This is a genomic window from [Zimmermannella] faecalis ATCC 13722, from assembly GCF_000381765.1.
GTDB classification, from domain to species: Bacteria; Actinomycetota; Actinomycetes; order Actinomycetales; family Microbacteriaceae; genus Gulosibacter; species Gulosibacter faecalis.
The window spans coordinates 137,707-161,508 of record NZ_KB907079.1; the positions used below are offsets into that span (position 1 = coordinate 137,707).

The 23,802-nt window shown below is 70.8% G+C and carries 18 protein-coding genes; 7 read left to right on the plus strand and 11 right to left on the minus strand.

The features are described 5' to 3' along the window. Positions 1 to 22: 22 nt before the first annotated feature. Entirely contained in the window at positions 23 to 799 is a 777-nt protein-coding gene (locus G328_RS14925) for a hypothetical protein (protein ID WP_019618970.1), read from the minus strand. 114 nt (positions 800 to 913) lie between these two features. On the opposite strand from G328_RS14925, the gene G328_RS0108755 reads away from it, so the two are divergent. Continuing rightward, positions 914 to 1,846 carry a DNA-3-methyladenine glycosylase family protein gene (locus G328_RS0108755; RefSeq protein WP_026339770.1) on the plus strand — a complete coding sequence of 311 codons (933 nt, stop codon included), beginning with the start codon at positions 914 to 916 and terminating at the stop codon, positions 1,844 to 1,846. Here G328_RS0108755 and G328_RS0108760 read toward each other — a convergent pair. Both G328_RS0108760 and G328_RS15920 read right to left on the minus strand, forming a co-directional pair. After that, positions 1,843 to 3,990 (minus strand): anthranilate synthase component I, encoded by a 2,148-nt coding sequence (locus tag G328_RS0108760; RefSeq protein WP_019618973.1) that lies wholly within the window; start codon positions 3,988 to 3,990, stop codon positions 1,843 to 1,845. The genes G328_RS0108755 and G328_RS0108760 overlap by 4 nt on opposite strands. A gap of 214 nt (positions 3,991 to 4,204) precedes the next feature. After that, positions 4,205 to 6,226: a MinD/ParA family ATP-binding protein gene (locus tag G328_RS15920; RefSeq protein ID WP_051082884.1), complete on the minus strand. Its 2,022-nt coding sequence runs from the start codon at positions 6,224 to 6,226 to the stop codon at positions 4,205 to 4,207. A gap of 143 nt (positions 6,227 to 6,369) precedes the next feature. Between G328_RS15920 and G328_RS0108770 the strand changes: the two genes are divergently transcribed. Continuing rightward, a complete protein-coding gene (locus G328_RS0108770) occupies positions 6,370 to 6,825 on the plus strand; it encodes a GNAT family N-acetyltransferase (RefSeq protein ID WP_019618974.1) in 456 nt (151 codons plus the stop codon). Between the two features lie 85 nt (positions 6,826 to 6,910). Here G328_RS0108770 and G328_RS0108775 read toward each other — a convergent pair whose 3' ends face one another. From G328_RS0108775 to purN, 3 genes are all read right to left on the minus strand, one after another. Next, positions 6,911 to 8,167, minus strand: a complete 1,257-nt coding sequence (locus G328_RS0108775; RefSeq protein WP_019618975.1) for a hypothetical protein — start codon at positions 8,165 to 8,167, stop codon at positions 6,911 to 6,913. Between the two features lie 70 nt (positions 8,168 to 8,237). Beyond that, positions 8,238 to 9,863 carry a bifunctional phosphoribosylaminoimidazolecarboxamide formyltransferase/IMP cyclohydrolase gene (purH, locus tag G328_RS0108780; protein WP_019618976.1) on the minus strand — a complete coding sequence of 542 codons (1,626 nt, stop codon included), beginning with the start codon at positions 9,861 to 9,863 and terminating at the stop codon, positions 8,238 to 8,240. Continuing rightward, entirely contained in the window at positions 9,860 to 10,468 is a 609-nt protein-coding gene (gene purN / locus G328_RS0108785) for a phosphoribosylglycinamide formyltransferase (protein ID WP_019618977.1), read from the minus strand. Before purN ends, purH begins: the two co-directional genes overlap by 4 nt. Positions 10,469 to 10,636: 168 nt before the next feature. On the opposite strand from purN, the gene G328_RS0108790 reads away from it, so the two are divergent. After that, the gene (locus G328_RS0108790) at positions 10,637 to 11,308 is read left to right on the plus strand and encodes a hypothetical protein (RefSeq protein ID WP_019618978.1); all 672 of its coding nucleotides are present in this window, start codon (positions 10,637 to 10,639) and stop codon (positions 11,306 to 11,308) included. 154 nt (positions 11,309 to 11,462) lie between these two features. Here the strand turns inward: G328_RS0108790 and G328_RS0108795 are convergent, their stop codons facing one another. The 3 genes from G328_RS0108795 to sucC all read right to left on the minus strand — a co-directional run bounded on the left by G328_RS0108795 (position 11,463) and on the right by sucC (position 15,749). Then, positions 11,463 to 13,454 carry a cell division protein PerM gene (locus tag G328_RS0108795; protein WP_019618979.1) on the minus strand — a complete coding sequence of 664 codons (1,992 nt, stop codon included), beginning with the start codon at positions 13,452 to 13,454 and terminating at the stop codon, positions 11,463 to 11,465. Positions 13,455 to 13,674: 220 nt separating this feature from the next. Continuing rightward, the gene (gene sucD / locus G328_RS0108800; RefSeq protein ID WP_019618980.1) at positions 13,675 to 14,559 is read right to left on the minus strand and encodes a succinate--CoA ligase subunit alpha; all 885 of its coding nucleotides are present in this window, start codon (positions 14,557 to 14,559) and stop codon (positions 13,675 to 13,677) included. A 23-nt stretch (positions 14,560 to 14,582) separates the two neighbouring features. Beyond that, complete coding sequence (gene sucC / locus G328_RS0108805) at positions 14,583 to 15,749, minus strand: ADP-forming succinate--CoA ligase subunit beta (RefSeq protein WP_019618981.1); 1,167 nt, start codon at positions 15,747 to 15,749, stop codon at positions 14,583 to 14,585. 283 nt (positions 15,750 to 16,032) lie between these two features. Here sucC and G328_RS0108810 point away from each other — a divergent pair, with 283 nt between their 5' ends. From G328_RS0108810 to G328_RS0108825, 4 genes are all read left to right on the plus strand, one after another. Continuing rightward, positions 16,033 to 16,683: a hypothetical protein gene (locus G328_RS0108810; protein ID WP_019618982.1), complete on the plus strand. Its 651-nt coding sequence runs from the start codon at positions 16,033 to 16,035 to the stop codon at positions 16,681 to 16,683. Between the two features lie 136 nt (positions 16,684 to 16,819). Next, positions 16,820 to 17,995 (plus strand): efflux RND transporter periplasmic adaptor subunit, encoded by a 1,176-nt coding sequence (locus G328_RS14935; RefSeq protein ID WP_019618983.1) that lies wholly within the window; start codon positions 16,820 to 16,822, stop codon positions 17,993 to 17,995. Further along, entirely contained in the window at positions 17,995 to 18,771 is a 777-nt protein-coding gene (locus G328_RS0108820) for an ABC transporter ATP-binding protein (protein WP_019618984.1), read from the plus strand. The genes G328_RS14935 and G328_RS0108820 overlap by 1 nt, the downstream gene beginning before the upstream one ends. Continuing rightward, positions 18,768 to 19,982, plus strand: a complete 1,215-nt coding sequence (locus G328_RS0108825; protein WP_019618985.1) for an ABC transporter permease — start codon at positions 18,768 to 18,770, stop codon at positions 19,980 to 19,982. Before G328_RS0108820 ends, G328_RS0108825 begins: the two co-directional genes overlap by 4 nt. Before the next feature lie 233 nt (positions 19,983 to 20,215). Here G328_RS0108825 and G328_RS0108830 read toward each other — a convergent pair whose 3' ends face one another. Further along, entirely contained in the window at positions 20,216 to 22,624 is a 2,409-nt protein-coding gene (locus tag G328_RS0108830; RefSeq protein WP_019618986.1) for an ATP-dependent helicase, read from the minus strand. 138 nt (positions 22,625 to 22,762) lie between these two features. Beyond that, entirely contained in the window at positions 22,763 to 23,752 is a 990-nt protein-coding gene (locus G328_RS0108835) for a glycerophosphodiester phosphodiesterase family protein (protein ID WP_019618987.1), read from the minus strand. Between the last annotated feature and the right edge of the window lie 50 nt (positions 23,753 to 23,802).

Here is a 23,802-nt window from a genome sequence, read left to right on the forward strand (position 1 = left end):
GCGGGCTCAGCGCCCCGACCACCTAGTTGACGTCGAGCTCGACGTGCTCGAACAGCACCTCGGTCTGCGCGAGCGCCTCGGCGGCCTGCTCGCGGCTGTGCTCTTCCGAGCGGTCGTCGGTGAGGTCGCGCATGATCGCCGAATTCACCGAGACGAGCACGTCGTCGTCCATCGCCGCGAGGAGGAGCTGGAAGTTCCCGTCGCTCGTCTCGACGAGGCACGTCATCGCGTCGTAGCCCTCGACCTCGACCTCGCGACTGTCGACGCAGTTGTCGCCGACCGCGGCCTCGAGCGACCACTCGAGGTTCCCCTGCGACTGCTCGAGCGCCTCGCGGGTTGAGCAGAGCGCGACGACGTGTGCCGCCCACTTCGGCTGTGCGTCGCTCGACGGCGTGAAGTCGAGCTGCTGGTTGCCCTCCCCCACGTACGTCCACTCGGGCGTGCCCGCGAGCTCGACGGTGCCGGAGCAACCCTCGCCGCGCACGTCGAGCGTGTACTCCTCGCTCGCGCCGGCGTCGTCGGCCGAGTCGTCGTCGGAATCGCCGCCAGGGCCCGGCTCGGGCACGGCACCGGACGGGGCGGGCGCCGCGTCGTCGCCTTCGTCGCCCGAGTCGCCCTCGTCGCCCGAGCCCTCGTCGCCGTCGTCGACCTGCTCCTGTTCGACCTGCTGGTCGTCGTCGCTGAGCTCCTGAATCAGCGTGCAGCCGCTCAGCGCGAGCGCCACGATCGCACCGGTCGCGAGCGCGATGAACGGTTTCGCGGTGCCGGTGCGTGCGTCGGTCGTGCTCTGGCTGGTCATCGATGGTCCCCTGTTCCGCTCGTGCGCGTCGACGGTCGAATCGGCGCGCGGTAATCTCACGCCGTCCCCGCGATCCTACGCACCGATGTCGCAGGCCCGCGGGAAGATCGCTCCATGCACGTATCCGACGCCGAGCTGACGTGGCGGCCGCCGCACCCGACCGACCTCGGGCTCACGCTGTCGAGCCTGCAGCACGGCGCCGGCGACCCGACGTTCCTCTGGCTGACGAAGGGGGCGGATGCCCTGCTCGCGCGCCGCTTCGACGGCGGCCCGGCGACGTTGCGGGTTCGGTCGTTGCCCGGCGGCGAGCTGCGGGCGACCGCGTGGGGCCCCGGCGCGGCCGCGGCGGTCGCCCAGGCCCCGGCGCTGTGCGGCGACGCCGACGACGACCGCGCGTTCGCGCCGCTCCTGCCCGAGATCGCGGCAGCACATCGGCGCCGCGCCGGCATGCGTACGCCGCGGTCGGGCGCCGTGTTCGCCGAGCTCGTGCCGGTCGTGCTCGAGCAGCGCGTCATCGTCGACCAGGCGAAGGCGTCGTATCGTGAGCTCGTGTACCGGCACGGCGAGGCCGCGCCCGGGCCGTTGCCCGAGGCCGTCGCCCGACGCATGCGCGTGAGCCCCGCCGCCGAGGAGTGGCGGCGCGTCCCGAGCTGGGAGTGGCACCGCGCGGGCGTCGACCCGGCGCGAAGCCGAACGGTCGTGCGGCTCGCGGAGCGCGCATCCGCCCTCGACCGGCTCGCCCGGCTGCCCGCCGCCGAGGCCCGCGAGCGGCTCGAGTCGCTGCCCGGCGTCGGCGTGTGGACGAGCGCCGAGGTTGCCCAGCGCGCGCTCGGCGACGCCGACGCCGTGTCGGTCGGCGACTACCACCTGCGTAAGCACGTCGGCCACGCCCTCGAGGGGCGCGACTTCAGCGACGCCGAGATGCTCGCGGCGCTCGAGCCGTGGCGCGGGCAGCGGTTCCGCGCCGTGCGGCTGCTGCTCGCGGCCGGGCCGCGGCGCCCCCGTCGCGGCGCCCGCCTCGAAAAGGTCGACTACCGCGCGTTCTAGTGCTGCGGCACGGGCACGCGCTCGAGCACCGAGTCGATGATTCGGTGGCCCGCCGCGTCGCGCAGCGACATGAGCGACTCGGGGTGGAACTGCACCGAGAACCACGGCTTCGTGCGGTGCTGCAGCGCCATCGGGATCCCGTCGTCGTCCGACGCGACGACGACGAGCTCGTCGGGCATCGTCGCCGGGTCGACGTAGAGCGAGTGATAGCGGCCGATCGTGACCCGCTCGGGCAGCGCATCCAGGAATCCGTCGGCGACCCGCACCGACTCGCGCTCCTTGCCGTGCAGCGGATACCCGAGCTGCCCCAGGCTGCCGCCGAAGTACTCGCCGATCGCCTGCTGGCCGAGGCACACGCCGAACACCGCGAGCCCGCGGCGGTCGACCTCGGCGAGAATCCGCGCATCCTCGAAGTCGCGCGGATTGCCGGGGCCGGGTGACATGACGACGAGCGTCGGCGCGGCCTCGTCGAGCGCCTGCGCGATCTGCTCGTCGCGCAGCCCGCCGCGCGGAACGCGCACGGTCTGCACGTCGGCGCCGGTGGCCCGCAGGTAGCCCGCGAGCATCTGCACGAACGAGTCCTCGTGGTCGAACATGAGGATGCGGTGGCCGGCACCCGAGCCGGGCTCGGCCTCGGCCTCGGGCTGGGCCTCGGTCGGCGCCTCCGCAGGCTTCGCGATCGCCTCGAGCAGCGCCTGCGCCTTCATCTCGGTCTCGCGCTCTTCGTCTTCTGGCGTCGAGTCGATGAGCAGCGTGCCGCCCGCGCGCACCTCGGCGATGCCCTCGCGGATCATCGCGGCGCGAATCGTGAGCCCCGTGTTCACGGTGCCGTCGGCGTAGAGCACGCCGAGCGCGCCCGCGTACCAGGTGCGCGGCGAGCGCTCGTGCTCGTCGATGAACCGCATCGCCCAGATCTTCGGCGCGCCCGTCACCGTGACCGCCCACATGTGGGTCGCGATCGCGTCGAGCCCGTCGAAGCCCTCGCGCAGCGTGCCCTCGACGTGGTCGACCGTGTGGATCACCTTCGAGTAGAGCTCCACCTGGCGGCGGCCGATGATGCGAATCGAGTCGGGCTCGCAGATGCGCGACTTGTCGTTGCGGTCGACGTCGGTGCACATCGTGAGCTCCGAGGCGTCCTTCGCCGAGTTGAGCAGGGTGCGGATGTTGTCGGCGTCTTCGATCGCGTCGGCGCCGCGGGCAATCGTGCCCGAGATCGGCGCGGTCTCGACGCGACTGCCCTGCACCCGCACGAACATTTCGGGGCTCGCGGTGACGAGAAACTCGTTGCCGCCGAGGTTCATGAGCGCGCCGTAGGGGGCCGGGTTGTCGCGCACGAGGTTGCGGAACACCTGCGCGGGCGACGTGCGCACGGGCCGGCGGAACGCCTGCCCCGGCACGACCTCGAACAGGTCGCCGCGCGCGAACGAGTGCTTCGCCTCGCGCACGAGCGCGGCGTACTCGCCCGGCGCGTGATCGCGGCCGTCGGTCGCGTCGGCGGCCGGCGGCACGAACGGCGACGACGTCGGCGTGCGCTCGACGCCCTCGGTCGACTCGCCCTCGTAGGCGAAGTCGAAGTTGTAGCGGCGCGCGTCGCCGCGCTGCCGGTCGACGGCGAGGATGCTGTCGGGCAGGTACACCGCGAGGTCGCGCTGGTCGCCGCCCGCGGGCTCGGCGAGCGCCTCGATCTGGCGCACGAGGTCGTAGCCGAAGGCGCCATAGAGGCCGAAGTGGCGGCCCGAATCCTGCGGCAGTTGCTCGAGCAGCGTGCGCAGCACCGTGAAGCTCGAGCGGCGGCGCGTGCGCTGTTCCTCGGGCAGCAGCTCGTCGCGCTGCGGGGTGACCGAGATCGTCGCCTCGGTGTCGCTCACCCGCTCGAGGCGGATGCCCGGGGTCGCCTCGAGCGCGTCGGCGAACGCGCGCAGCGGCACGAGCCCGCGGGAGTTGAGCGCGCGCATCCGCAGCTCAAAGCCGCGGCCCTCGAGCGCGAGCGGCGGGTCGATGAAACCGATGTCCCAGCGCGTGTACCGGCCCGGATACTCGACGCCCGACGCGAGCACAACGCCCGCCCGCTCGTCGAGGCCCGCGACAATCGCATCCATCTCGGCCGGGGTGGCCGACTGCTCCTCGGCAATCACACGCAACATACCCTCAAGCCTATCGTCGCGGCGCGGCGCGGCCACGCGCTGCTTGCTTGCGCACGCTCGCCGCTGCCCTTGCACCGCGCCCTGTTCATCCCACGCCCCGTTCATCCCGACCAGACCTGATCAGCCCGACGAGCTGACGGCATGCCATCAGGTCTTGTCGGGCTCGTCAGGTTTGGGCGCGCTCGGCAGGTTGGGGCGGATGCGCGCGCCCGGGCTACAGCCCCTCGGCGATGACCGCGGCGGCGCGGCGCCACGCGGCGAGCGTCGCGGGGTGCAGGCTCGGGATGTCGAGCTCGCCGCCGCCCACGAACTCCTGGTCGTACGGCACCGAGACGACGGCGCGCGTGAGCTGCTGGAAGTGCGACGTGAGCTTCTGCGTGAGCTCGGGGTCTTCCTTCTCCGACGGCGACGAGAGAATCGTTACGGCGTTCGCGAGCTGCTGCCCGTAGCCGCGCTCGCGCAGGCCGTCGGCTAGCCACGCGGCGGATGCGGCGGTGTCTTCGCGCGCGGTCGACACGATCACGAGCTGGTCGGCGACGTCGAGCGCAGCCTCCCAGTTCGAGGCGCGCATGTTGTTGCCCGTGTCGATGACCATGATGCGGTAGAACCGCGACAGCACCGTGTGGAGTCGGCTGAAGGCGTCGTCGTCGATGATCGCGGCGCTCGCCGCGTCGTCGTCGCTCGCGAGCACATCGAACTTCGCGTCGCCCTGGTTGCGCACGAATCGGTCGACGTCGGCGATCGTCATGCCGCCCGAGATCTCGAAGCGCGGCAGCTCGCGCAGCAGGTCGACGGCGGTGTTCTTCGTCACGCCCGGCTTTGAGCGCCACCCGAGGGTGCCGCGGGTCTCGTTGTTGTCCCACGCGAGCGTGTAGCCGCCGCGCAGCGTGCCGAACGTCGCCGCGATCATGAGCGTCGTCGTGGTCTTGTGGGCGCCGCCCTTCGGGTTCATGACGACGATCGTGCGCGGGCCGCGGAACGTGCGCTGAATTGCCGCGAGCTCGTCGCGACGCTGCTGCTCGCGCTGGCCCGGGCCGAGCTTGATGAGCCCGCCCGTCGCGCGGCGCAGGTTCGCGCGCCACCCCTCTTCCGCGGGGCGCTTGCGGGCCGTGAGCTTCTCGGCGAAGAAGTCGTCGAGCGTCGGCACGCCCTCAGTGTTCGGGCGGTGCGCGGGCTTCGGCGGCACCGCGATGCCGCCGGTCGGCGCCGAGCCGTGCTCCGAGGCCGAGCTCGCGGCGGCCTGCGCGGCGCGCTCCGCGGCGGGGCTGCGGCGGCCGCGCTCGGGGGCCTGCTCGCCGCCGCGTCCGCGCAGGAAGTTCGGCTGCCACTCCCCCGTGTCGGTGCCCTCGTCGCCGGCGCCGAGGTCGTGGTTCTTCCACGGCAGCGACGAGGCCTGTGCGGTCTGCGCGATCGCTTCGGCATTGGCGTCGGCATTGGCGTCGGCGTTGTCGGCGGGCTCGGATGCGCCGGGCTCGGCAGGCTCGTCGGCGGCGGCGGCGTCGGCCACGGGCTCGTCAGCGCCAGGCTCGTCGGCCACATCCTCATCCTCGACTTCCTCTTCTGCGGCCTCGTCCGCCACCTCATCCTCGACATCGTCGAAGTCGTGGTCGAGCGCCTCGTCGTGGTAGTCGTCGTCGGCGTCGTCGTCTTCGGCCGCGTCGACCACCGCATCCGCGTCAGCCGCGTCAGCGTCGGCCGGGTCAGACTCGGCGTCGAAGAGGCCGCTCGTCGAGAGCTCCTCGTCTTCGTCCTGCGCGACCTCTTCGCCGCGCAACACGTCGTCGTAGTCGAGCTTCGCCATCATCGCCTCGCGCGGCAGCCGCTCGGTCTCGTGCACGGGCACGCTCGGCGCGTCGACCTCGGTCGAGGGCTCGTCGACGTCGATGCCGAACAGGGCGGCGTAGCCGCCGTCGGCCTGGCGAGTCGCCGGCGCCTCCTCGGGGGTGAGCTCGGTGTCGCCGTCGGCGAGCGGCCGCATGTCGCCGACCTCGTCGACCTGGCCGTCGGACGTGCAGAGCAGGTCGTAGACGCCGTCGACGTCGATCGTCGTGACGTGCACGTCGACGCCCTCGTCGGCGGCGACCTGCAGCGCCCGTTCCATGAGCATGCCGCGGAGTTCGTCGGGGCCCGAGGCGCGCATCCGCGTCACCTTGCCGCCGTCGCGGAACTCCCCGACCCCGTCGGCGCGTACCAGCACGCCGATCTCACGCAGCTTGCCCGCGGACTCCTGAGTCATACCGACCTCCAGTCGTGCGCGCGGCCGTCGCCAACGCGCGAAGAACAGATCTGCACCAAGTGTAGGTTGCGCGCAGGCGCGAGCTTGGCGGCATCCTGGTAAACACCCCGGGGCTTTCCAAGCATGGGCGGTAGTCTTCCGTCATGACTGAGCTGCGCATCGCCCCCCTGACCGCCGACAACGTCGTCGCCGCCAATGCCCTCACGCTCAAGCCCGGGCAGGAGGCGTTCGTCGCCCCCGTGTCACACTCAATCGCCGAGGCCTACGTGAACCAAGACACGATGTGGCCGCGCGTCGTCGAGTCCGACGGCCACGTCGTCGCGTTCATCATGGCGACCTTTAACGAAGACGCGGGCGACGAGCTGTACCGCGCGACGATCCTCCGCATGAACGTTGACGCGGGCCACCAGCGCAAAGGCGTCGGGCGCTTCGCGGTGGATGCGGTGGTCGACGAGGCGGTCAACCGCGGCTTCGACGAGGTCGTCGCGATCTGGGAAGACGGCGAGCTCGGCCCCGGCAAGTTCTTCACCGCGATGGGCTTCGACATCGTCGGCGAGACGCAGTACGGCGAGGTCATCGGCATCCGCAAGCTGAAGTAGCCCGCACACGTAAGAAGCCCCGTCGTGAGACGGGGCTTCCTGCGTTTCCGGCCCGACCGCGCACCGCGCGGCCGGGCGCATCCGCCTAGTCGCGGGAGCGCAGCGAGAGCCGCGGCAGGGTGCCGCCGATCTCAGCAAACGCGCTGATGTCGACCTGCTCGACCTCGTAGCCGAGCGACTTCACGAGCTGCGCCGTGTCGGGCGCGGCCGACGCGACGGCGATGACGTCGGGCGAGAGCGCGACGACGGCGGCGCCGCGCGGCTCGGGTACAACGAGCACGGGCCCGAGCACCTCGGGGTTCGCGATCGCCTCGCGCCAGATGAGCTTCGTGCCGTCGGGCAGCACGCTGAGGGCCTCGCTCAGCGGCACCGGGCCGGCCATGGGCACGCCGACGATGCGGTAGCCGCGGTCGCCGAGCAGGCGGCGCAGGCCGCGCACGGCCGACGCGTTCGTCGTGCCGCCGACGCCGACGTAGAGCACGCCCGGCGCCTCAACGACGTCGGCCGGGTGGAAGACTGCGGGCGCCTCGAGCTCATCGAACACCGCGCCGGCGTTCTCGAGCGTGTCGCGCACCGACTGCAGGCCGGCCACACCCGACGCATCCTTCGGCTTCGCCATAATGACCTGCTCGCCAAGCACGAGCGCCGCGTCGCCGAGCAGCGTCGAGCGGGCATCCCCCTCGCCGCCACCGACCGCCTCGGTGCCCCAGCCGTGCTCCTCAAACACCGCGACAAGCTGTTCCCACTGCTCGTTCGCGTCGTCGGCGTCGTCGCCGAGCTGCTCAAGCAGCTCGTCTGACGGGATGCGCAGGAACGCCGAGCCCTCGTCCCACGTCGACGGAGCCGACTGCGGGGCCGCCTCGGCGCGCGCGGGCTGGCCCGCGGCAACCACCGTCGTGCCCTCGAGCGTGTGCAGGGCCGCCGGCGCGACGAACGCGGCCGACACGAGGCCGCTCACGACGAGCGGGAAGTTCAGGCCGAGGAACTCGCCGAAGATCGCGGCCCACGCGGCGCCGTCAAGCGCGACGCCGTTCGAGACGATCTGCAGCAGGTAGCCGAGCGCGCCGCCGATGAGCACGCCGACCGCGCCCGCGATGAGCGCCTTCCACCACGTGCCGAGCCAGCCGAACATGCCGGCGGCCGCGAGCACGACGAAGTAGAGCAGCACCGGCACGATCGCGATGCCGAACGCGTTCGAGAACGTGTCCCACACCGGGAGCGTGAACGTGAGGTCGCGCTCGTTCGTCTTGAACAGGGTCGCCGCGAGCGTCACCGCCGAGGCGGCAAGGGCCGCGAGCAGCACCGTCGCGGTGCGCGACTGCGTTGAGGACGTCTGTGACAAAACAGGCCTTCTGGTTGAGGGGTGAGAACAAGCGCCGGATACGCGTGGGCACGCCGGCGGGGCGGGCGGCCTAGTGGAAGAAGTGGCGCTCGCCGGTGAAGTACATCGTGATGCCGGCGCGCTCGGCGGCGGCCTTCACCTCGTCGTCGCGAATCGAGCCGCCCGGCTGCGCGACGGCGCGAACGCCGGCCGCGATGAGCGTCTCGAGTCCGTCGGCGAACGGGAAGAACGCATCGGATGCGGCGACCGAACCGGCCGCGCGCTCCCCCGCCCGGTTCACGGCGAGGTGGCACGAGTCGACGCGGTTGACCTGGCCCATGCCGACGCCGACGGCGGCGCCGTCGTGCGCGAGGAGGATCGCGTTCGACTTCACGGCGCGCACGGCCTTCCACGCAAACTCGAGGTCGCGCAGGGTCGCCTCGTCGGCGGCGTCGCCGGCGACGAGCTCCCAGCTCGCGCTGATGCCGGTCGCCTCGTAGCGGTCGGGGGTCTGCGCGAGCAGGCCGCCCGAGATCTGGCGCAGCTCGATGTCCTCGCGCGCGTATCCGGCCGGGAGCTCGAGCAGGCGCAGGTTCTTCTTGCGCGTGAGGATCTCGAGTGCCTCGTCGGCGAAGCCGGGGGCGACGACGACCTCGGTGAAGATGTCGCTCAGGGTCTGCGCCATCTCGGCCGACACCTCGCGGTTCGCGGCGACGACGCCGCCGTAGGCCGAGACGGGGTCGGTCTCGTGGGCGCGGCGGTGGGCCGCGGCGATGGCGGCCGCGTCGTCGAGCCCCGCGGGCGCGATCGCGATGCCGCACGGGTTCGCGTGCTTGATGATCGCGACGGCGGGCTCGGCGAAGTCGTAGGCGGCGCGCACGGCGGCGTCGGCGTCGACGTAGTTGTTGTACGACATCTCCTTGCCGTGGCGCTGCGTCGCCTGGGCGATGCCGCGGCCCTCGGGCAGGCGGTAGAGCGCGGCGGGCTGGTGCGAGTTCTCGCCGTAGCGCAGCGGGGTGCGCTCGGCCGCGACGACCTCGAGGCGCTCGGGGAAGTCGGTGGCGGCGGCCTCGTCGTTCGAGGCTGCCTCGGCGAGCTCGGCCGCGAACCAGGCCGACACGTTCGCGTCGTACTCGGCGGTGTGCGCGAACGCGGCCGCGGCGAGGCGACGGCGCTGCTCGAGCGTCGTGCCGCCGGCCTCGACCGCCGCGATGACCTCGTCGTAGCTCGCGGGCGAGACTACGATCGCGACGTTCGCGTGGTTCTTCGCCGACGCGCGCACCATGGCCGGGCCGCCGATGTCGATCTGCTCGACGACATCGTCGCCCTGCGCGCCCGACGCGACGGTCTCGGCGAACGGGTACAGGTTCACGACTACAAGGTCGAACGGCGCGATGCCGAACTCGCCAAGCTGGCGCTCGTGCGACTCGAGGCGGAGGTCGGCGAGCAGCCCGCCGTGAATCGCCGGGTGGAGCGTCTTGACACGGCCGTCGAGCATCTCGGGGAACCCGGTGACGTCGGCGGCGTCGGTCACGGCCACGCCGAGGTCGCGGATGCGCTGCGCGGTCGACCCGGTCGAGACAATCTCGACCCCCGCATCCCCGAGGGCGCGCGCGAGGCGCTCAAGGTCGGTCTTGTCAGAGACCGAGACGAGGGCGCGGCGAACTGCGACGCGGTCGCGCTCGCGACGGGGCTCGGTGATCTTCGGGGCGCTCATGAGTTGGTGGTCTCCTTGAGGGTGAGGGTGCCGGCGGCGAGGTTCCGAATCGTGTCGAGCAGCAGCTGCCGCTCGACGACCTTGATGCGGTCATGCAGCGTCGCCTCGGTGTCGCCGAGGGCGATGGGGATGCGGCGCTGGTCGATGATGGGGCCAGTGTCGACGCCGTTGTCAACGATCATGATGGTCGCGCCGGTCTCGGTCGCGCCCGCCGCGAGCGCGTCGCGCACCGCGTGGGCGCCCGGGAACTCGGGCAGGTAGGCCGGATGCGTATTGAGCAGGTTCGGGGCGAGCGCGTCGACGAACCGCGGCGGCACGAGGCGCATGAAGCCCGACAGCAGCGTCACGTCGGGCGCGAAGCTGCGCACCCGCTCGAGCAGCGCATCCCCCCACTCTTCCCTGGAGCCGAAGTCGCCCGGCTTCACGACGAACGACGGGATGCCCCGGTCGTGCGCGAGGTCGAGGTTCGCGCGCTCGGTGTCGGCGCCGATCGCGACGACCTCGGCACCGACCGGGCTGGCCGTGTCGCGAGCGTCGTCGATGCCCTCGAGCAGCGCCCGAAGATTGGATCCGGCACCGGAGATGAGCACGACGACCTTAAGCACCCGGTAATTCTACGCGTCGTCGAGCTGGCGAGGTTGGCGTACGCCGGATGCTGCAGGAGTAGCCGGTCGGCTACATCCGCCGGTCGATCCGCGCCCGGCCCGCGCCTGGCAGATTTGATGGCGTTGAGGTCGGCGTGGGCCGGCCCCGAGTTCCAGGGAGACCTTCGAATGTTCCGCAAACAAACCAACCCGTTCCTCCGCATCGGGCTCGGTCTGCTCGTTATCGGCCTGATTCTGCTCGGGCTGAACATCTTCAACACGTGGCAGGCGGTGCGCGACTACCCCGGCGTGAACTTCATGGACGTGTTCTGGATCACCGAGAGCTCGAGCGGCCGCGGTCGCGCGAACGCCCGCCTCTGGGTGCAGGTGTGGGGCGGCGTCGTGCTGCCGATCATCGGCCTGGTGCTCGTCGCGCTCGGCCTCACGGTCGGCAAGAACGCCGGCAAGAAGCCCGAGCAGGCGCAGGGCGGATACGGCCAGGCCCAACAGGGTCAGGCGGCCGGGTTTGTCGGCGAGCACGCCTCGGTGCAGGGTGGGCAGGCCCAGGGTGGTCAGCAGTGGTCGCAGCAGGCGCCCGCGCAGACGCAGGGCCAGGAGTGGTCGCAGGCACCGCAGCAGTCGCAGCAGGACTGGGCGCAGGCGCAGCAGCCGCAGGAGTGGACCCAGCCGAGCGCGGGCCAGAACGGCGCTGGCCAGCAGGGCGCGGCGGATACGCAGTTCGGCCAGCAGTTCCAGTACGGCGACCAGGGCGCGCAGCAGGCAGGCGGCGCCGAGCAAACCAACGGAACCACGCAGCCCGAGGTGAACTTCGGCGACCAGCCGAACAGCCCGCGAAGCTAGTGCGGTTCTCGCCCCTGAGACGTTCTCCTCGGGGCGAGACCTGATCAAACGGACGAGACCTGATGGTGCACCATCAGGTCTCGTCCGTTTTGTCAGGTCTCGTCGGGCCCGTCAGGTCTGGGCTGGGCTGGCAGGTCAGCGGCCAGAGTGAGAGTCAGGTCAGGGGGCGAGCGTCGCCGTCGAGGTCGAGGTCGAGGTCGCCGTAGATGTCGGGTTCGTCGGGGCGGTGCAGCGCGTCGGCGAGGTTGCCGAGGTCGCGGCGCGGTGCGGGCTTCTTGCGCTTCGCGCGGGCGGATGCGCGCCCGTCGCGGTCGTCATCGCCGTTTTCGTCGAGCAGACTGCGCTCGTCGTCGCGCGCATCCGCCGCGTCGGCAATATCGGTGAGGTCGATCGTGTCGGCCTCGTCGGGCTCGGCGTCATCGGCCGTGGCGGCCGGTGGTGCCGCGGGTCGGCGCACGACGCGCAGCGGGGCGTCCTCGTCCTCGGCTTCTTCAAACGCGGCGTCGTCGGGCAGCTCGCCGCCGGGCGTCTCGTCCGCGTCGGCCTCGTACCCGCGCACATCTGCGGCGTGATGCTCGGCACGGGAGATGTCGGCACCGTGCATGTCGGCCCCGCGCTGCTCGTCGTCGCGCGCATCCGAGCCCGAATCGCGACGGCCGCCAGCCTCGCGCGATTCCCACGTGAGCGCGTCCGCGTCATCGTCGCCCGACTCCGCTGCGTCGCTGCCCTTCGCCAGGCGCTCCGCGGCGCGCGAGTGTCGGCGGGCGGTGAGGTCGTAGTAGCGGTCCTCGCCCCAGTCGGCGACGCGACGCCACCACGGGTCGCGAGCCGGCGCATCCAGGTCGTACTCGGGCAGGCCGTAATCGTCGTCTTCGACCGCGCGCAGCGGCCGCGCCGCGCGCACGTCGTCGAGGTCTTCGGTCGCGAAGTCGCGGAACGACTCGTCGTCGTCCTCCGCGCCTGCGCGGGCGGTGACCGGCACGAAGGCGCCGGCGGCCGAACCGACGAGGAAGAGGCCGAGCGCCCAGAGCAGCACGAGCCACGGCACGGGACCGAACTCCGTGAGGCGGCCGGGCCCGACCGCGCCGCGCGAGAGCAGCGCGAGCCAGGCGAGCACGAGCGCCGCGACGGCCGACCCCGCGGCCGGCACGATCAGGCGCTGCCACCAGACCCCCGCCTCCGCGTCGCGCGTCGTCGAGCGCAGCCACACCGTGCACAGGGCGGCGAGCAGCACCGGCAGCGCGAGGAGCGCCCACAGCATCGCGCCCTGCGGCTCGGGGATGATGCCGAGCAGCGGCAGAATCGGGAGCGGGCCGGCGTCGGTCGCGCCGGGCGTCGCGACAGCACCCGCGCCGAGCTGCACGCCCGCGCCGAGCAGCCACGAGATCGCCCACACGAGTAGCGTCGGCACGTAGAGGAGCTCGGTGAGGCCGACCGCGATGTTGCCCCACGCGTCGAGCTGCAGCAGCTGAGTGAGCCCGACGATGCTGCCCATGTTCAGGGCGAGGCCGACGAGCACGAGCGCGCTCGCGAGGGCGAACATGCCGACGACGAGGCCGAGGCCGAGGCGCACGGCGCGGCCGGCGGCGAGCATGATCGTGTCGGTGCGGTCGCCGAGCAGTCGAGTCCAGGGCACGTACTCCCAGGCCTTCGCGCCGGCGAGCAGGCCGACGACCCACAGGAGCGTGCCGCCCGCGGCGACCCCGCCGGGTTCCAGGCGCGCGAGGTGTGTGCCGCCGAGGGTGAGGGCGAGCTGGTTCGCGACGATGAACGCGACCGCGCTCACCGCGAGCGCGAGCCACGGCGCATCCTCGTCGGCGTCGACGATGCGGCGTCCGGTGCGCCATGCGAACCAGATGACGTAGGCGCTCACGGCGAGGGGTGCGAGCGAGACGACGAACGCGAAGGGCTCGGCGAGCTGCAGGGCCGGGTACGCCGCGGGGGTGATCGTGAAGCCGACGGAACTCGTGAGGCCGAGCGTCCAGATTGCCATCGCGGCGGCGAGCGGCACCTCCCACTGCGTGGTTTGGAACCCGCCCGAGATGAGCCAGCCGGCGGTGCCGACCGCGATTGGGGCGACGATACCGACGACGACCGCGAGGGCGGTGTCGGCGAGCGCGGCGAGCATCGTGGCGAGGCGTGACATAGCGATCCGAGCGTAGTCGAGGCGCCTCTCGTTCCCGCGCTCCCACCCCCACACCACCCCAGTTGAGTGGTCGATTGTTGCTGTTCTGAGCGCTCAGAACAGCAACAATCGACCCCTCAACTGAGGGTGCGAAGGCAGCTAAGCGAGGCGGATGCGCGGGGCCGGAAACGGGGCGGGGCCCGGCGCACGCGGCGTCGGGCCCCGGAAGGGATACGCGGGTTTAGAGGCTCGCGAAGATCTCCTTCATGATGTTCGCGGTCTCGGTGGGGGTGGTGCCCACGCGAACGCCGGCGGCCTCGAGGGCCTCCTTCTTCGCCTGCGCGGTACCCGCCGAGCCCGACACGATCGCGCCGGCGTGACCCATGGTCTTGCCCTCGGGCGCGGTGAAGCCGGCGATGTAGCCGACAACGGGCTTCGTGACGTTCGCCTTGATGAAGTCGGCCGCGCGCTCCTCCGCGTCGCCACCGATCTCGCCGATCATGACGATCGCCTTCGTCTCGGGGTCGTTCTGGAACGCCTCGAGCGCGTCGATGTGCGTCGTGCCGATGACGGGGTCGCCACCGATACCGATCGCGGTCGAGATGCCGATCTCACGCAGCTCGTACATCATCTGGTACGTGAGCGTGCCCGACTTCGACACGAGGCCGATCGGGCCCTTGCCGGTGATGTTCGCGGGGGTGATGCCCGCGAGCGACACCTCGGGCGTGATGATGCCGGGGCAGTTCGGGCCGATGAGGCGCGTCTTGCCGAGCTCGGTCACGCGGGTGTAGGCCTCGGCCGCGTCCTTGACCGGGATGCCCTCGGTGATCGCGACGGCGAGGCCGATCTCGGCCTCCGCTGCCTCGATGATCGCGTCCTTCGCGAAGGCCGGCGGCACGAAGATGACCGACACGTTCGCGCCGGTGGCCTCGATGGCCTCCTTCACGGTCGCGAAGATCGGGAGTTCCTTGCCCGCGAGCTCAATGGTCTGGCCCGCCTTGCGGGGGTTGGTGCCGCCCACCACGTTCGCGCCGGCCTCGAGCATGCGGGTCGCGTGCTTCGAGCCCTCCGAACCCGTGATGCCCTGAACGATGATGACCGACTTGTCGTCGAGGAAAATTGCCATGTTTGTGCTTGTCCTTCCGAGCCCTAGGCGTTCGCGAGTTCAGCGGCCTTGTCGGCGGCCTCGTCCATGGTCGCCACGACGGTGACGAGGGGGTGGTTGAAGTCGGCGAGGATCGCGCGACCCTCGTCGACGTTGTTGCCGTCGAGGCGCACGACGAGCGGCTTCGAGGCCGAGTCGCCGAGCTGCTTGAGCGCGCCAACGATGCCGTTCGCGACCGCGTCGCAGGCGGTGATGCCGCCGAAGACGTTCACGAACACGCTGCGCACCTGCTCGTCGCCGAGGATGACGTCGAGGCCGGCCGCCATGACCTCAGCCGAGGCGCCGCCACCGATGTCGAGGAAGTTCGCGGGCTTCACGCCGCCGTGGCGCTCGCCGGCGCCGGCGACGACGTCGAGCGTCGACATGACGAGGCCCGCGCCGTTGCCGATGATGCCGACCTGGCCGTCGAGCTTGACGTAGTTGAGGTCGTTCTCCTTCGCCTTCTCCTCGAGCGGGTCGAGCCCACCCGCGGCGACGCGGAGCGCCTCGTGCGCCTCGTGGCGGAACTCGGCGTTGTCGTCGAGCGTCACCTTGCCGTCGAGGGCGATGACGTTGCCCTCGCCCGTGAGCACGAGCGGGTTCACCTCGACGAGCGTGGCGTCTTCGCCGACGTAGACGTCGTAGAGCTTCTGGAAGACGGGAACGACCTTCTCGACGAGCTCGGCCGAGAAGCCAGCGGCCTCGGCGATCTCGCGAGCCTTCGCCTCGTCGATACCGACGATGGGGTCGACGGCGACGCGGGCAAGCGCCTCGGGGCGCTCGACAGCGAGCTGCTCGATCTCCATGCCGCCCTCAACCGAGCACATGGCGAGGTAGTTGCGGTTCGCGCGGTCGAGCAGCACCGAGAAGTAGTACTCCTCCTTGATGTCGGCGCCCTCGGCGACCATGACGCGCTCGACGACGTGGCCCTTGATGTCGAGACCGAGAATCGACTTCGCCGCCTCAAACGCGTCGTCGGCCGTCTTCGCGACCTTCACGCCGCCGGCCTTGCCGCGGCCACCGGTCTTCACCTGGGCCTTCACGACGGTCACGCCGCCGAGCTGCTCGGCAGCCGCCTTCACGTCTTCGGGGGTGTCTGCGACGATGCCCTTGAGCACCGGTACCCCGTGTGCTTCGAACAGGTCGCGCGCCTGATACTCGAAAAGATCCACGTTTCTTCCCATCCGCGGCGATGCCGCGTTTGAATTGCTCTCGCGAGCACGAAATTGGTTTCGGAGCGACCGCGGGGACGGGGCCGAGTGTCAGACTCGCCAAACGAAGCGCCGCGGCGCACATCCGTGGGCTAGCATAACCGACCCTCTCGTCGGATATTTCAGTTGTTTGCAGGTTGCAAACAGTGGATACGCGGGGTCGGCAACGCGGGTGTCGTAGGCCGATGCGATGATCGGTCCAATCAAGACCGAAGTCGTATGACGCTTGCCGAAAGGTTGCCCCATGAACGCCCGTCGCGTCGCTCCCCCGCTCGCCCTCGTCGCCACGGTGGCGGTCACGCTACTCGGCTGCGCCGCCGCGACTGGTTCGGGCGGCGACCCAATCGCCACGTCGACCGAGACGTTCTCCACGGCCGGGCCCGGAACGCCCTCGACGCCTGCCGAAACCCCGATCGAGACGCCCGAGGGCCTGCCCGCCGGCGCCACGGTCGACCCGGTCACCGGTGTGTGGATCTACAGCGATGCGGTCGCGTTCTCCGACTTGCCGCAAGACCCCGACGAGTTCCTCTCCGAGCCGCTCGACTCCCTCCCGGAGCTGCCGAGTATCCCGTCGCTTGCGGGGCAAGAGCTCGCCGACGAGAACGGGCTCGTCGATGTCTGGGATCTGCAGCAGTACTACCTCGCGCACTGCATGGCCGAGGCCGGGTTCGAGTGGCGATGGACCTACGGCGACGAGTCGTATAGCGAGCTCGGAGACGCTATCTGGCCCGAGGGATACGTGATTCCGGGCACCTGGGACGACCCGACGCCGGGGTTCCAAGAGGCGCTCTGGGGCGAGAACGACTTCGACGACGAAAGCTACGTCTACAGCTGGGATACGGCGGGCTGCGACGGCTATGCGGTGCACGTCACGGGGATGGACGACGCCCACTAGCTGACCGGCCCAACTCGCTACCCGGCCCCTTAACTGCCCGGCCCTAACTACCCGAAAAGCGTCGGGTTTTCCAGAGTGGACATCGTGCAAGAACGTTGGTGTGATCAGTGAGCCCGCCTTCCCCGAGAGGAACTCGATGCCGCAGCACCCCGACGACGACCCCGGTCTCGAGCAATCCGAACTCTTCGACGAGAGTGCCCCGAGCGACGCGGCCGAGCCCGGCGCATCCGCCGCCTCGAAGCGTCAGAAGGCGCCCAAGCCGCCGCGCCAACGCGGCCGCGTGCGCAAGGCCGTGTTCGGCAGCATCTGGCTCGTCATCGGCGTCGTGGTCGCCGCCTCGCTCGCGAAGGTCGCGTTCTTCTCGCAGGAGTCGACCGAAGAGGGGACCCCGACCGGGCAGCTCGAGTCGCCCACGGTCGAGGCCACCCGCGGCCCCGTCACGAACGAGTTCGTCGTCACCGGGTCGGTCACCGCCGACGCCGGCGTGCCGCAGCGCGCGACCGAGCAGGGCACCGTCACGGTCACCTACGTGCAGGTCGGCGACCGGGTCGAATACGGCCAGGCCCTCTTCGAGGTGCGCGAGGAGGTCGGCCAGACCGACCCACAGCCCGTCGGCGAGCCCGACCCCGAAACCGGCGAGCAGCAGCTGACCGACCCCGAGCCGGTCTACCAGTACCACGTGATCTATTCGCAGGCCTCGGGCACCGTCACCGAGTTCACGCCCCTGCCGAAGATGCAGGTCGCGATCGGCGAGACGATCGGCGAGGTCGGCCCCGGCACATTCACCGTCGTCGCCGACCTCGCGGCCGACCTCCAGTACCGGATGCTCGAAAAGCCGGCGACCGCGACGGTCACGATCACGGGCGGTCCGGCACCGTTCGAGTGCTCGTCGCTCGAGATCGGTGCGCCCGACGACGACGCCGAGCAGCCGCAGACACCCGTCGACCCCTACACCGACCCGTACGCGATGAGCGGTTCGGAGGGCGGAACCGTCACGGGTCAGGTGCGCTGCGCCGTGCCCGACGGCGAGGCGGTCTTCGCGGGGCTCGGCGCCGAGGTCGCGGTCGTCGCCGATAGCGTCGACGACGCGCTACTCGTGCCGACCACCGCCGTGCGCGGCGACTACGCGACCGGCATCGTCTACGTCGTGGATGCGCCCGGCGGCGAGCCGCAGGAGGTCATGGTCGAGCTCGGCATCACCGACGGCATGGTCATCGAGGTCACCTCGGGCCTCGACCAGGGTCAGCTGCTGCTCGAGTACGTGCCGAGCGAAGTGCCGATGTACGAAGACGACATCTACGGCGGCTACTGATGCGGGCGACCGCCGCGGCCGGCGGCACTCCCCCGGCGCCCGACGCTGCCGCAGTGTTAGAGGTGCGCGACGTCACGCGCGAGGTGCCCCTGCCGAGCGGCGAGACCCTGCGCATCCTGCGCGGCGTCGACCTGCGCGTGCTGCCCGGCGAACGCGTCGCCGTGCTCGGCCGCTCTGGCGCAGGCAAGACGACGCTGCTCAACCTGCTCGGGCTCATCGACCAGCCGACGAGCGGCAGCGTCGTGTTCCGCGGGCAGGATGCGGCGCGGCTGTCCGCGAACCGGCTCGCGCGCCTGCGGGGTCGCGCTGTCGGGTTCGTGTTTCAGCAGTTCAACCTGCTCGAGAACCGCACCGCCCTCGAGAACGTCATGATGCCGCTGCTCTACGGCGCGCCCGCGCAGTTCTGGCGGCGCCGGCAGCTCGCGCTCGCCGCGCTCTCGAAGGTCGGCCTCGCCGACCGCGCCGACCAGCTCCCCCGCCAACTCTCGGGCGGCGAACAGCAGCGCGTCGCGATCGCCCGCGCGATCGTGCGCGAGCCCGCCGTGGTGCTCGCCGACGAGCCCACCGGCGCGCTCGACGTCGGCACCGGCCACGACATCATGGGCGTGCTCGCGAGCCTGAGCGAGTCGACCGGCGCGGCACTCATCACGATCACCCACGACCTGCAGGTGGCGGCCCTCGCCGAGCGCATCTTCGTGCTGCAAGACGGGCTGTTGCACGAGCGCACGCTCGCCGACGCCGAGCGGATGCTCATGGCCGAGGCGGTGCGCCGATGACCGGCACCGAGCGCGAGGCGCGCGACCGCGGCCGCGCCGTGACCAACGCCGCCGCAATGCTCGTCGACGCGTGGCACGAGTTGCGCGTGAACCGCCTGCGGATTCTGCTCGCGCTCGTCGGCATCACGGTCGCCGTCGTCGGACTCACGGGCGCGCTCGGGTTCGGGCAGCTCCTCACCGACGTGCAAACCGAGACGAGCGAGCGCCAGGGAGGGCGCACCGCGACGGTCATCGTCGAGGGCCAGACGTCGCCCGAGGTGCTCGAGCGGCTCGAACGACTCCCGAACGACTTCGGCGTCGAGCAGCACGCGCTCTCGGCGAGCGCGAACGCCACCGTGTGGACGCCCGTCGCCCAGGTGCCGGTCGCACTCATGGCGGTCGAACCGGCCTACGGCGAGATCTACCGCTCGATCGTCGCGCAGGGCCGCTTCATCGACGAGCGCGACGCCGACCTGCTCGCGCCCGCGATCGTCGTGAACGAGAAGCTGTGGGAGGCGATCGGCAGCCCCGACCTCGCGACGAACGCGCGCATCCAGTTCGTCGGCGACGGAACCCAGCAGGCGTACACGCTCGTCGGCGTCGCGCCGAACCAGAGCGAGTACGACTCGCCCTCGGCCTGGATTCCCTACGCGAGTCTGCAGGGCGTGCCGGGCGTGCACCTCGACGGCAGCTCGACGCAGCTGTCGATGTGGGTGCCGGCCGACATGGCCGACCAGTTCGCCGCACAGCTCAACGAGCAGCTCAGTACGTCGGGACTCATGGCGTATCGCAACGACTGGGCCGCGATGACGAGCGGCTCGTTCGACGTCGTGCAGTGGTTCGTGATTGGCGCCGCCGTCGGCATGTTCGCGCTCGGCGCCCTCGGCCTCGTGAACATCAACCTCGTGACGATGCAGCACCGGGTGCGCGAGATCGGCATCCGTCGCAGCTACGGGGCGACGTCGGCGCGCATCTTCTTCGGCGTGCTGCTCGAGTCGGTGCTCGCAACGTTCGTCGCTGGCGTCGTCGGTGTCGTGCTCACCGTCGCGGTAATTCAGAGCCCGTGGCTACACGACTGGCTGCGCACGATCGGCGTCTACGAGCCGCGACCGTTCCCGCTGTCGGCGGTGTTCATCGGGCTCGCGGCCTCGACGGCCGTCGGCGCGCTCGCCGGTGCCCTGCCCGCGCTGCGCGCCATGCGTATCCAGATCATCGACGCGATTCGCTACTGACGCCGCGCTGCTGCGTGGCGCCGCATCCCGCGACACCGCAACCGGCGCTGCCAGCGACAACTGGCGCCGTCACCACGGCGCCAGTTGTCGCTGTCGGCGCCGTTCGTCGCTCGCGGCGCCAGTCGTCAGCAGCGCCAAACGTCGCCAGCAGCGCCACTCAGCACCGCCCACCGCCACACCAGCACGCCGACGAACGCGCGCGACCGGATACGCGACCCGGCACCCGCCGCGGGCTACAGCTTTTCGAGGGGCGCGACCTTGATGAGCAGCTTCTTGCGCCCGACGCCGTCGAAGTCGACTTCGGCGACGCGCTTCGTGCCGGTGCCGAGCACGGCCCGCACGGTGCCCTCGCCAAAGTCGGTGTGCTTCACGCGATCGCCGTGCGCGAGCTCGAGCGCCGAGTTGTCTTTCACTGCACCGGTGACGGTGTTGTCAAACTGCCGCTTTTCGCGGCGCGGGTTGAACGGCTCCTTCAGCCCGCGCGCGCCCTCGAGCACGTTGCTGCGACGCACCTCGCCAAAGCCGCCCGAGCCGCCGAAACCGCCGCGGCCGTATCCGGCCGACCCCGTCGCCCGCATCGTCGGCCTGGTCGAGACGTCGGCCGGGGTCTGCCGCCAGGCGATGAGTTCGGCGGGCACCTCGTCGAGGAAGCGGCTCGGCATCGCGATCGATGCCTCGCCATACTGCGTGCGCGAGACGGCGAGCGAGATGTGCAGCACCTTGCGGGCTCGCGTGATGCCGACGTAAAACAGTCGCCGCTCTTCGGCGAGCCCGCCCGGCTCGTCGGCGCTCATGCGGTGCGGCAACAGTTCTTCTTCGACGCCGGTGAGGAACACGGCCTCGTACTCGAGCCCCTTCGCGGTGTGCAGCGTCATGAGCGATACGGCGCCCGACTCGTCATCGATGTCGTCGGCCGCCGCGACGAGCGCGACCTCGGTGAGGAAATCGACGAGCGTGCCGTCGGCGTGCTGCTTGTCGAACTCCTTCGCGACGTTGATGAACTCTTCGACGTTCTCGGCGCGCGCGTCGTCTTGCGGGTTGCCGGTCGCGCGCAGTGCCTCGACGTAGCCGGTGGCCTCGATGATCGTCTCAAGCATCTTCGAGACGATGACAGGGCCGGTGGGCCGCTGCGGGTCGATCGACGCCTCGGCCTCGTCGAGAATCAGCGCGAGCTCGGCGATCTTGCCGCGCAGCTTCGGCCCGACGCCGAGGTCGTCGGCACGCCGCAGCGCCTCGCGGAACGTGATGTCGTGGTCGGCCGCGAAGTTCGAGATGGCCGTGACGGTCGCGGGGCCGATGCCCCGCTTCGGCGCGTTGATGATGCGGCGCAGCGCGAGCTCGTCGTTCGGGTTCGCGACGCTCATGAGGTACGCGAGCACGTCTTTCACCTCGGCGCGTTCGTAGAACTTTGTGCCGCCGATGAGGCGGTACGGCACGGCCGAGCGAATGAGAATCTCTTCGAGCGCACGGGTCTGCGCGTTCGTGCGATAGAACACGGCCACGTCGTTGAAGCTCGTGCCCGAGTCGTGCAGCTTGTGAATCTCATCGGCGACGAACTGCGCCTCGTCGTGCGCCGAGAAGCCAGCGAACCCGACGATCTTCTCGCCCGAGCCGGCGGCGGTCCAGAGGTTCTTCTCGCGCCGGTCGAAGTTGTTGCCGATGACGGCGTTCGCGGCATCGAGGATGTTCTGGGTCGAGCGGTAGTTCTGCTCGAGCAGAATCGTCTCGGCGCCGGGGAAATCGTGCTCGAACTCGGTGATGTTGCGAATGTCGGCGCCGCGGAACGCGTAGATCGACTGGTCGCTGTCGCCGACGACGGTGAGCGACGCCGCCGGAATCGAGCCGTCGGCCGCAAGCTCGATGCGGGTGTCGATCGGCACGTGCTGCGCCTCGGTCACGCGCGTGAGCTCGCGGATGAGCGCGTACTGCGCGTGGTTCGTGTCCTGATACTCGTCGACCAGCACGTGCCGGAACCGGCGCCGGTAGAGCGCCGCGATGTCGGGGAACGCACGGAACAGCCAGACCGTCTGCGTAATCAGGTCGTCGAAGTCGAAGGCACGGTTGCGCTCGAGCTCGCGCTGATACTGCCGGTAGATTTCGAGCACGAGCTGGTCGCGCGGGTTGGTCGCGTCAACCTTTCGGGCGAAGCCGTCGGGGTCGATGAGCTCGTTCTTCAGCGCCGAGATGCGGTTGAGCGCGTGCGACGGCGTCACCCCGAGCGACTCGGCCTCGAGCGCCTTCACGATGCGCTTCACGAGCGCCTTCGAGTCGGCCGAGTCGTAGATCGTGAAGCCCTGCGGGTAGCCGAACTTCTCGGCCTCGCGGCGCAGGATGCGCACGCACGCCGAGTGGAACGTCGAGATCCACATGCCCTGCACCGTCTCGCCGAGCAGGTGCCCGACGCGCTCGCGCATCTCGGCCGCGGCCTTGTTCGTGAACGTGATTGCGAGAATCTGGCTCGGCCACGCCTCGCGTGTCGCGATGAGCCCCGCGATGCGGTGCGTGAGCACGCGGGTCTTGCCCGACCCCGCGCCCGCGATGATGAGCAGCGCGTCGCCGCGGTACTCGACGGCGGCGCGCTGCGGCGGGTTGAGCCCCTCGACGAGGTCGGCGGGAATCGGGGAAAGCGGCAGGTTCGTCATGACCCGTCCATCCTAGGTGCCGCCTCCGACACCCCGCGGGCGGTACCACGACACCATCCAGCTAATCTCCGCCGACTGACGGCAAATCGCGGCAAACCCAAGCGAAATGCCGCAAACTACCGTCAGTCAGCGAAGGAGTCAGTTCGCGAAAGAGACGGATACGCGGGGTACAGCAGCGGCCGGGTCATCGGCCAGGAGCGCGGCGCGGGCCGCGGCCGGGTCGTCGGCGAAGATCCCGTCGACGCCGGTTGCCGCGAGCGCGCGGCAGTAGTCGTCGGCGCGCCCCGCGAACGCGCCCGGCAGGTGCTGTTCTTCGCCGCGCAGCGTGTACGTGAACACCTCGAGCCCGCGGGCGTGGGCGCGCTCGACGAGGTCGGCGTCGAGCAGCGTTGTTCGCACCGAGATGCCGTCGTAGCGATGCGCCGCGTCGTCGAGGCCCTCGTCGGTGCAGCGCTCCGGCCCCTCCTCCCCCGACCCCGGGCGCAGCCACGGCTCGTCCTCGACGAGCACCACGAGCCCCGCGTCGAGCTCCCGCACGAGCGGGGTGCCGGCGAGCCGATCGAGGGCGCCGGTCTCGAAGCTCTCGATGCGGGCCTCGAGCAGGCAGTCGGCATCGAGCACGGGTGCGAGCTCACGCGCGAGCAGCTCCTCGTAGCGGAACCCGCGGGCGCGCATCCACGCATCCCACTTCAGCTCGAGCACGAGCCCGCAGCCGCGACCGCGCTCGTGCGCCGCCTCGTCGACGAGCCGCACGAGGTCACGCAACCGCAAGAGCGGTTCGGTGCCCGAGTGCGCGTGCGACGCCGGCCGCAGCTCCGGCAGGCGCTCGACCGCGCGCAGCGTGCTCAGCTCGGCCCACGTGAAGTCTTCGGCATACCACCCGTCTTCGATGCCGGGAACGCCCACCCGGCGCCGCTCGGCGAACTCCGGATGCGCGGCGACGTCGGTCGTGCCGTCGAGCACGGGTTCGTGGCGCACGACGAGCACGCCGTCGGCGGTCGGCACGAGGTCGGGCTCAACGAAGTCGCTGCCCTGCGCGATTGCGAGTCGGTAGCTCGAGGCGGTGTGTTCTGGGAGGTGCGCGGGTGCGCCGCGATGGCCGATCACGAGGGGCGTGCCGTTCGTCATGCGCCAATCATGCGCCCGATGCGTGAACTTTCGGAAACGAACACCCCGCC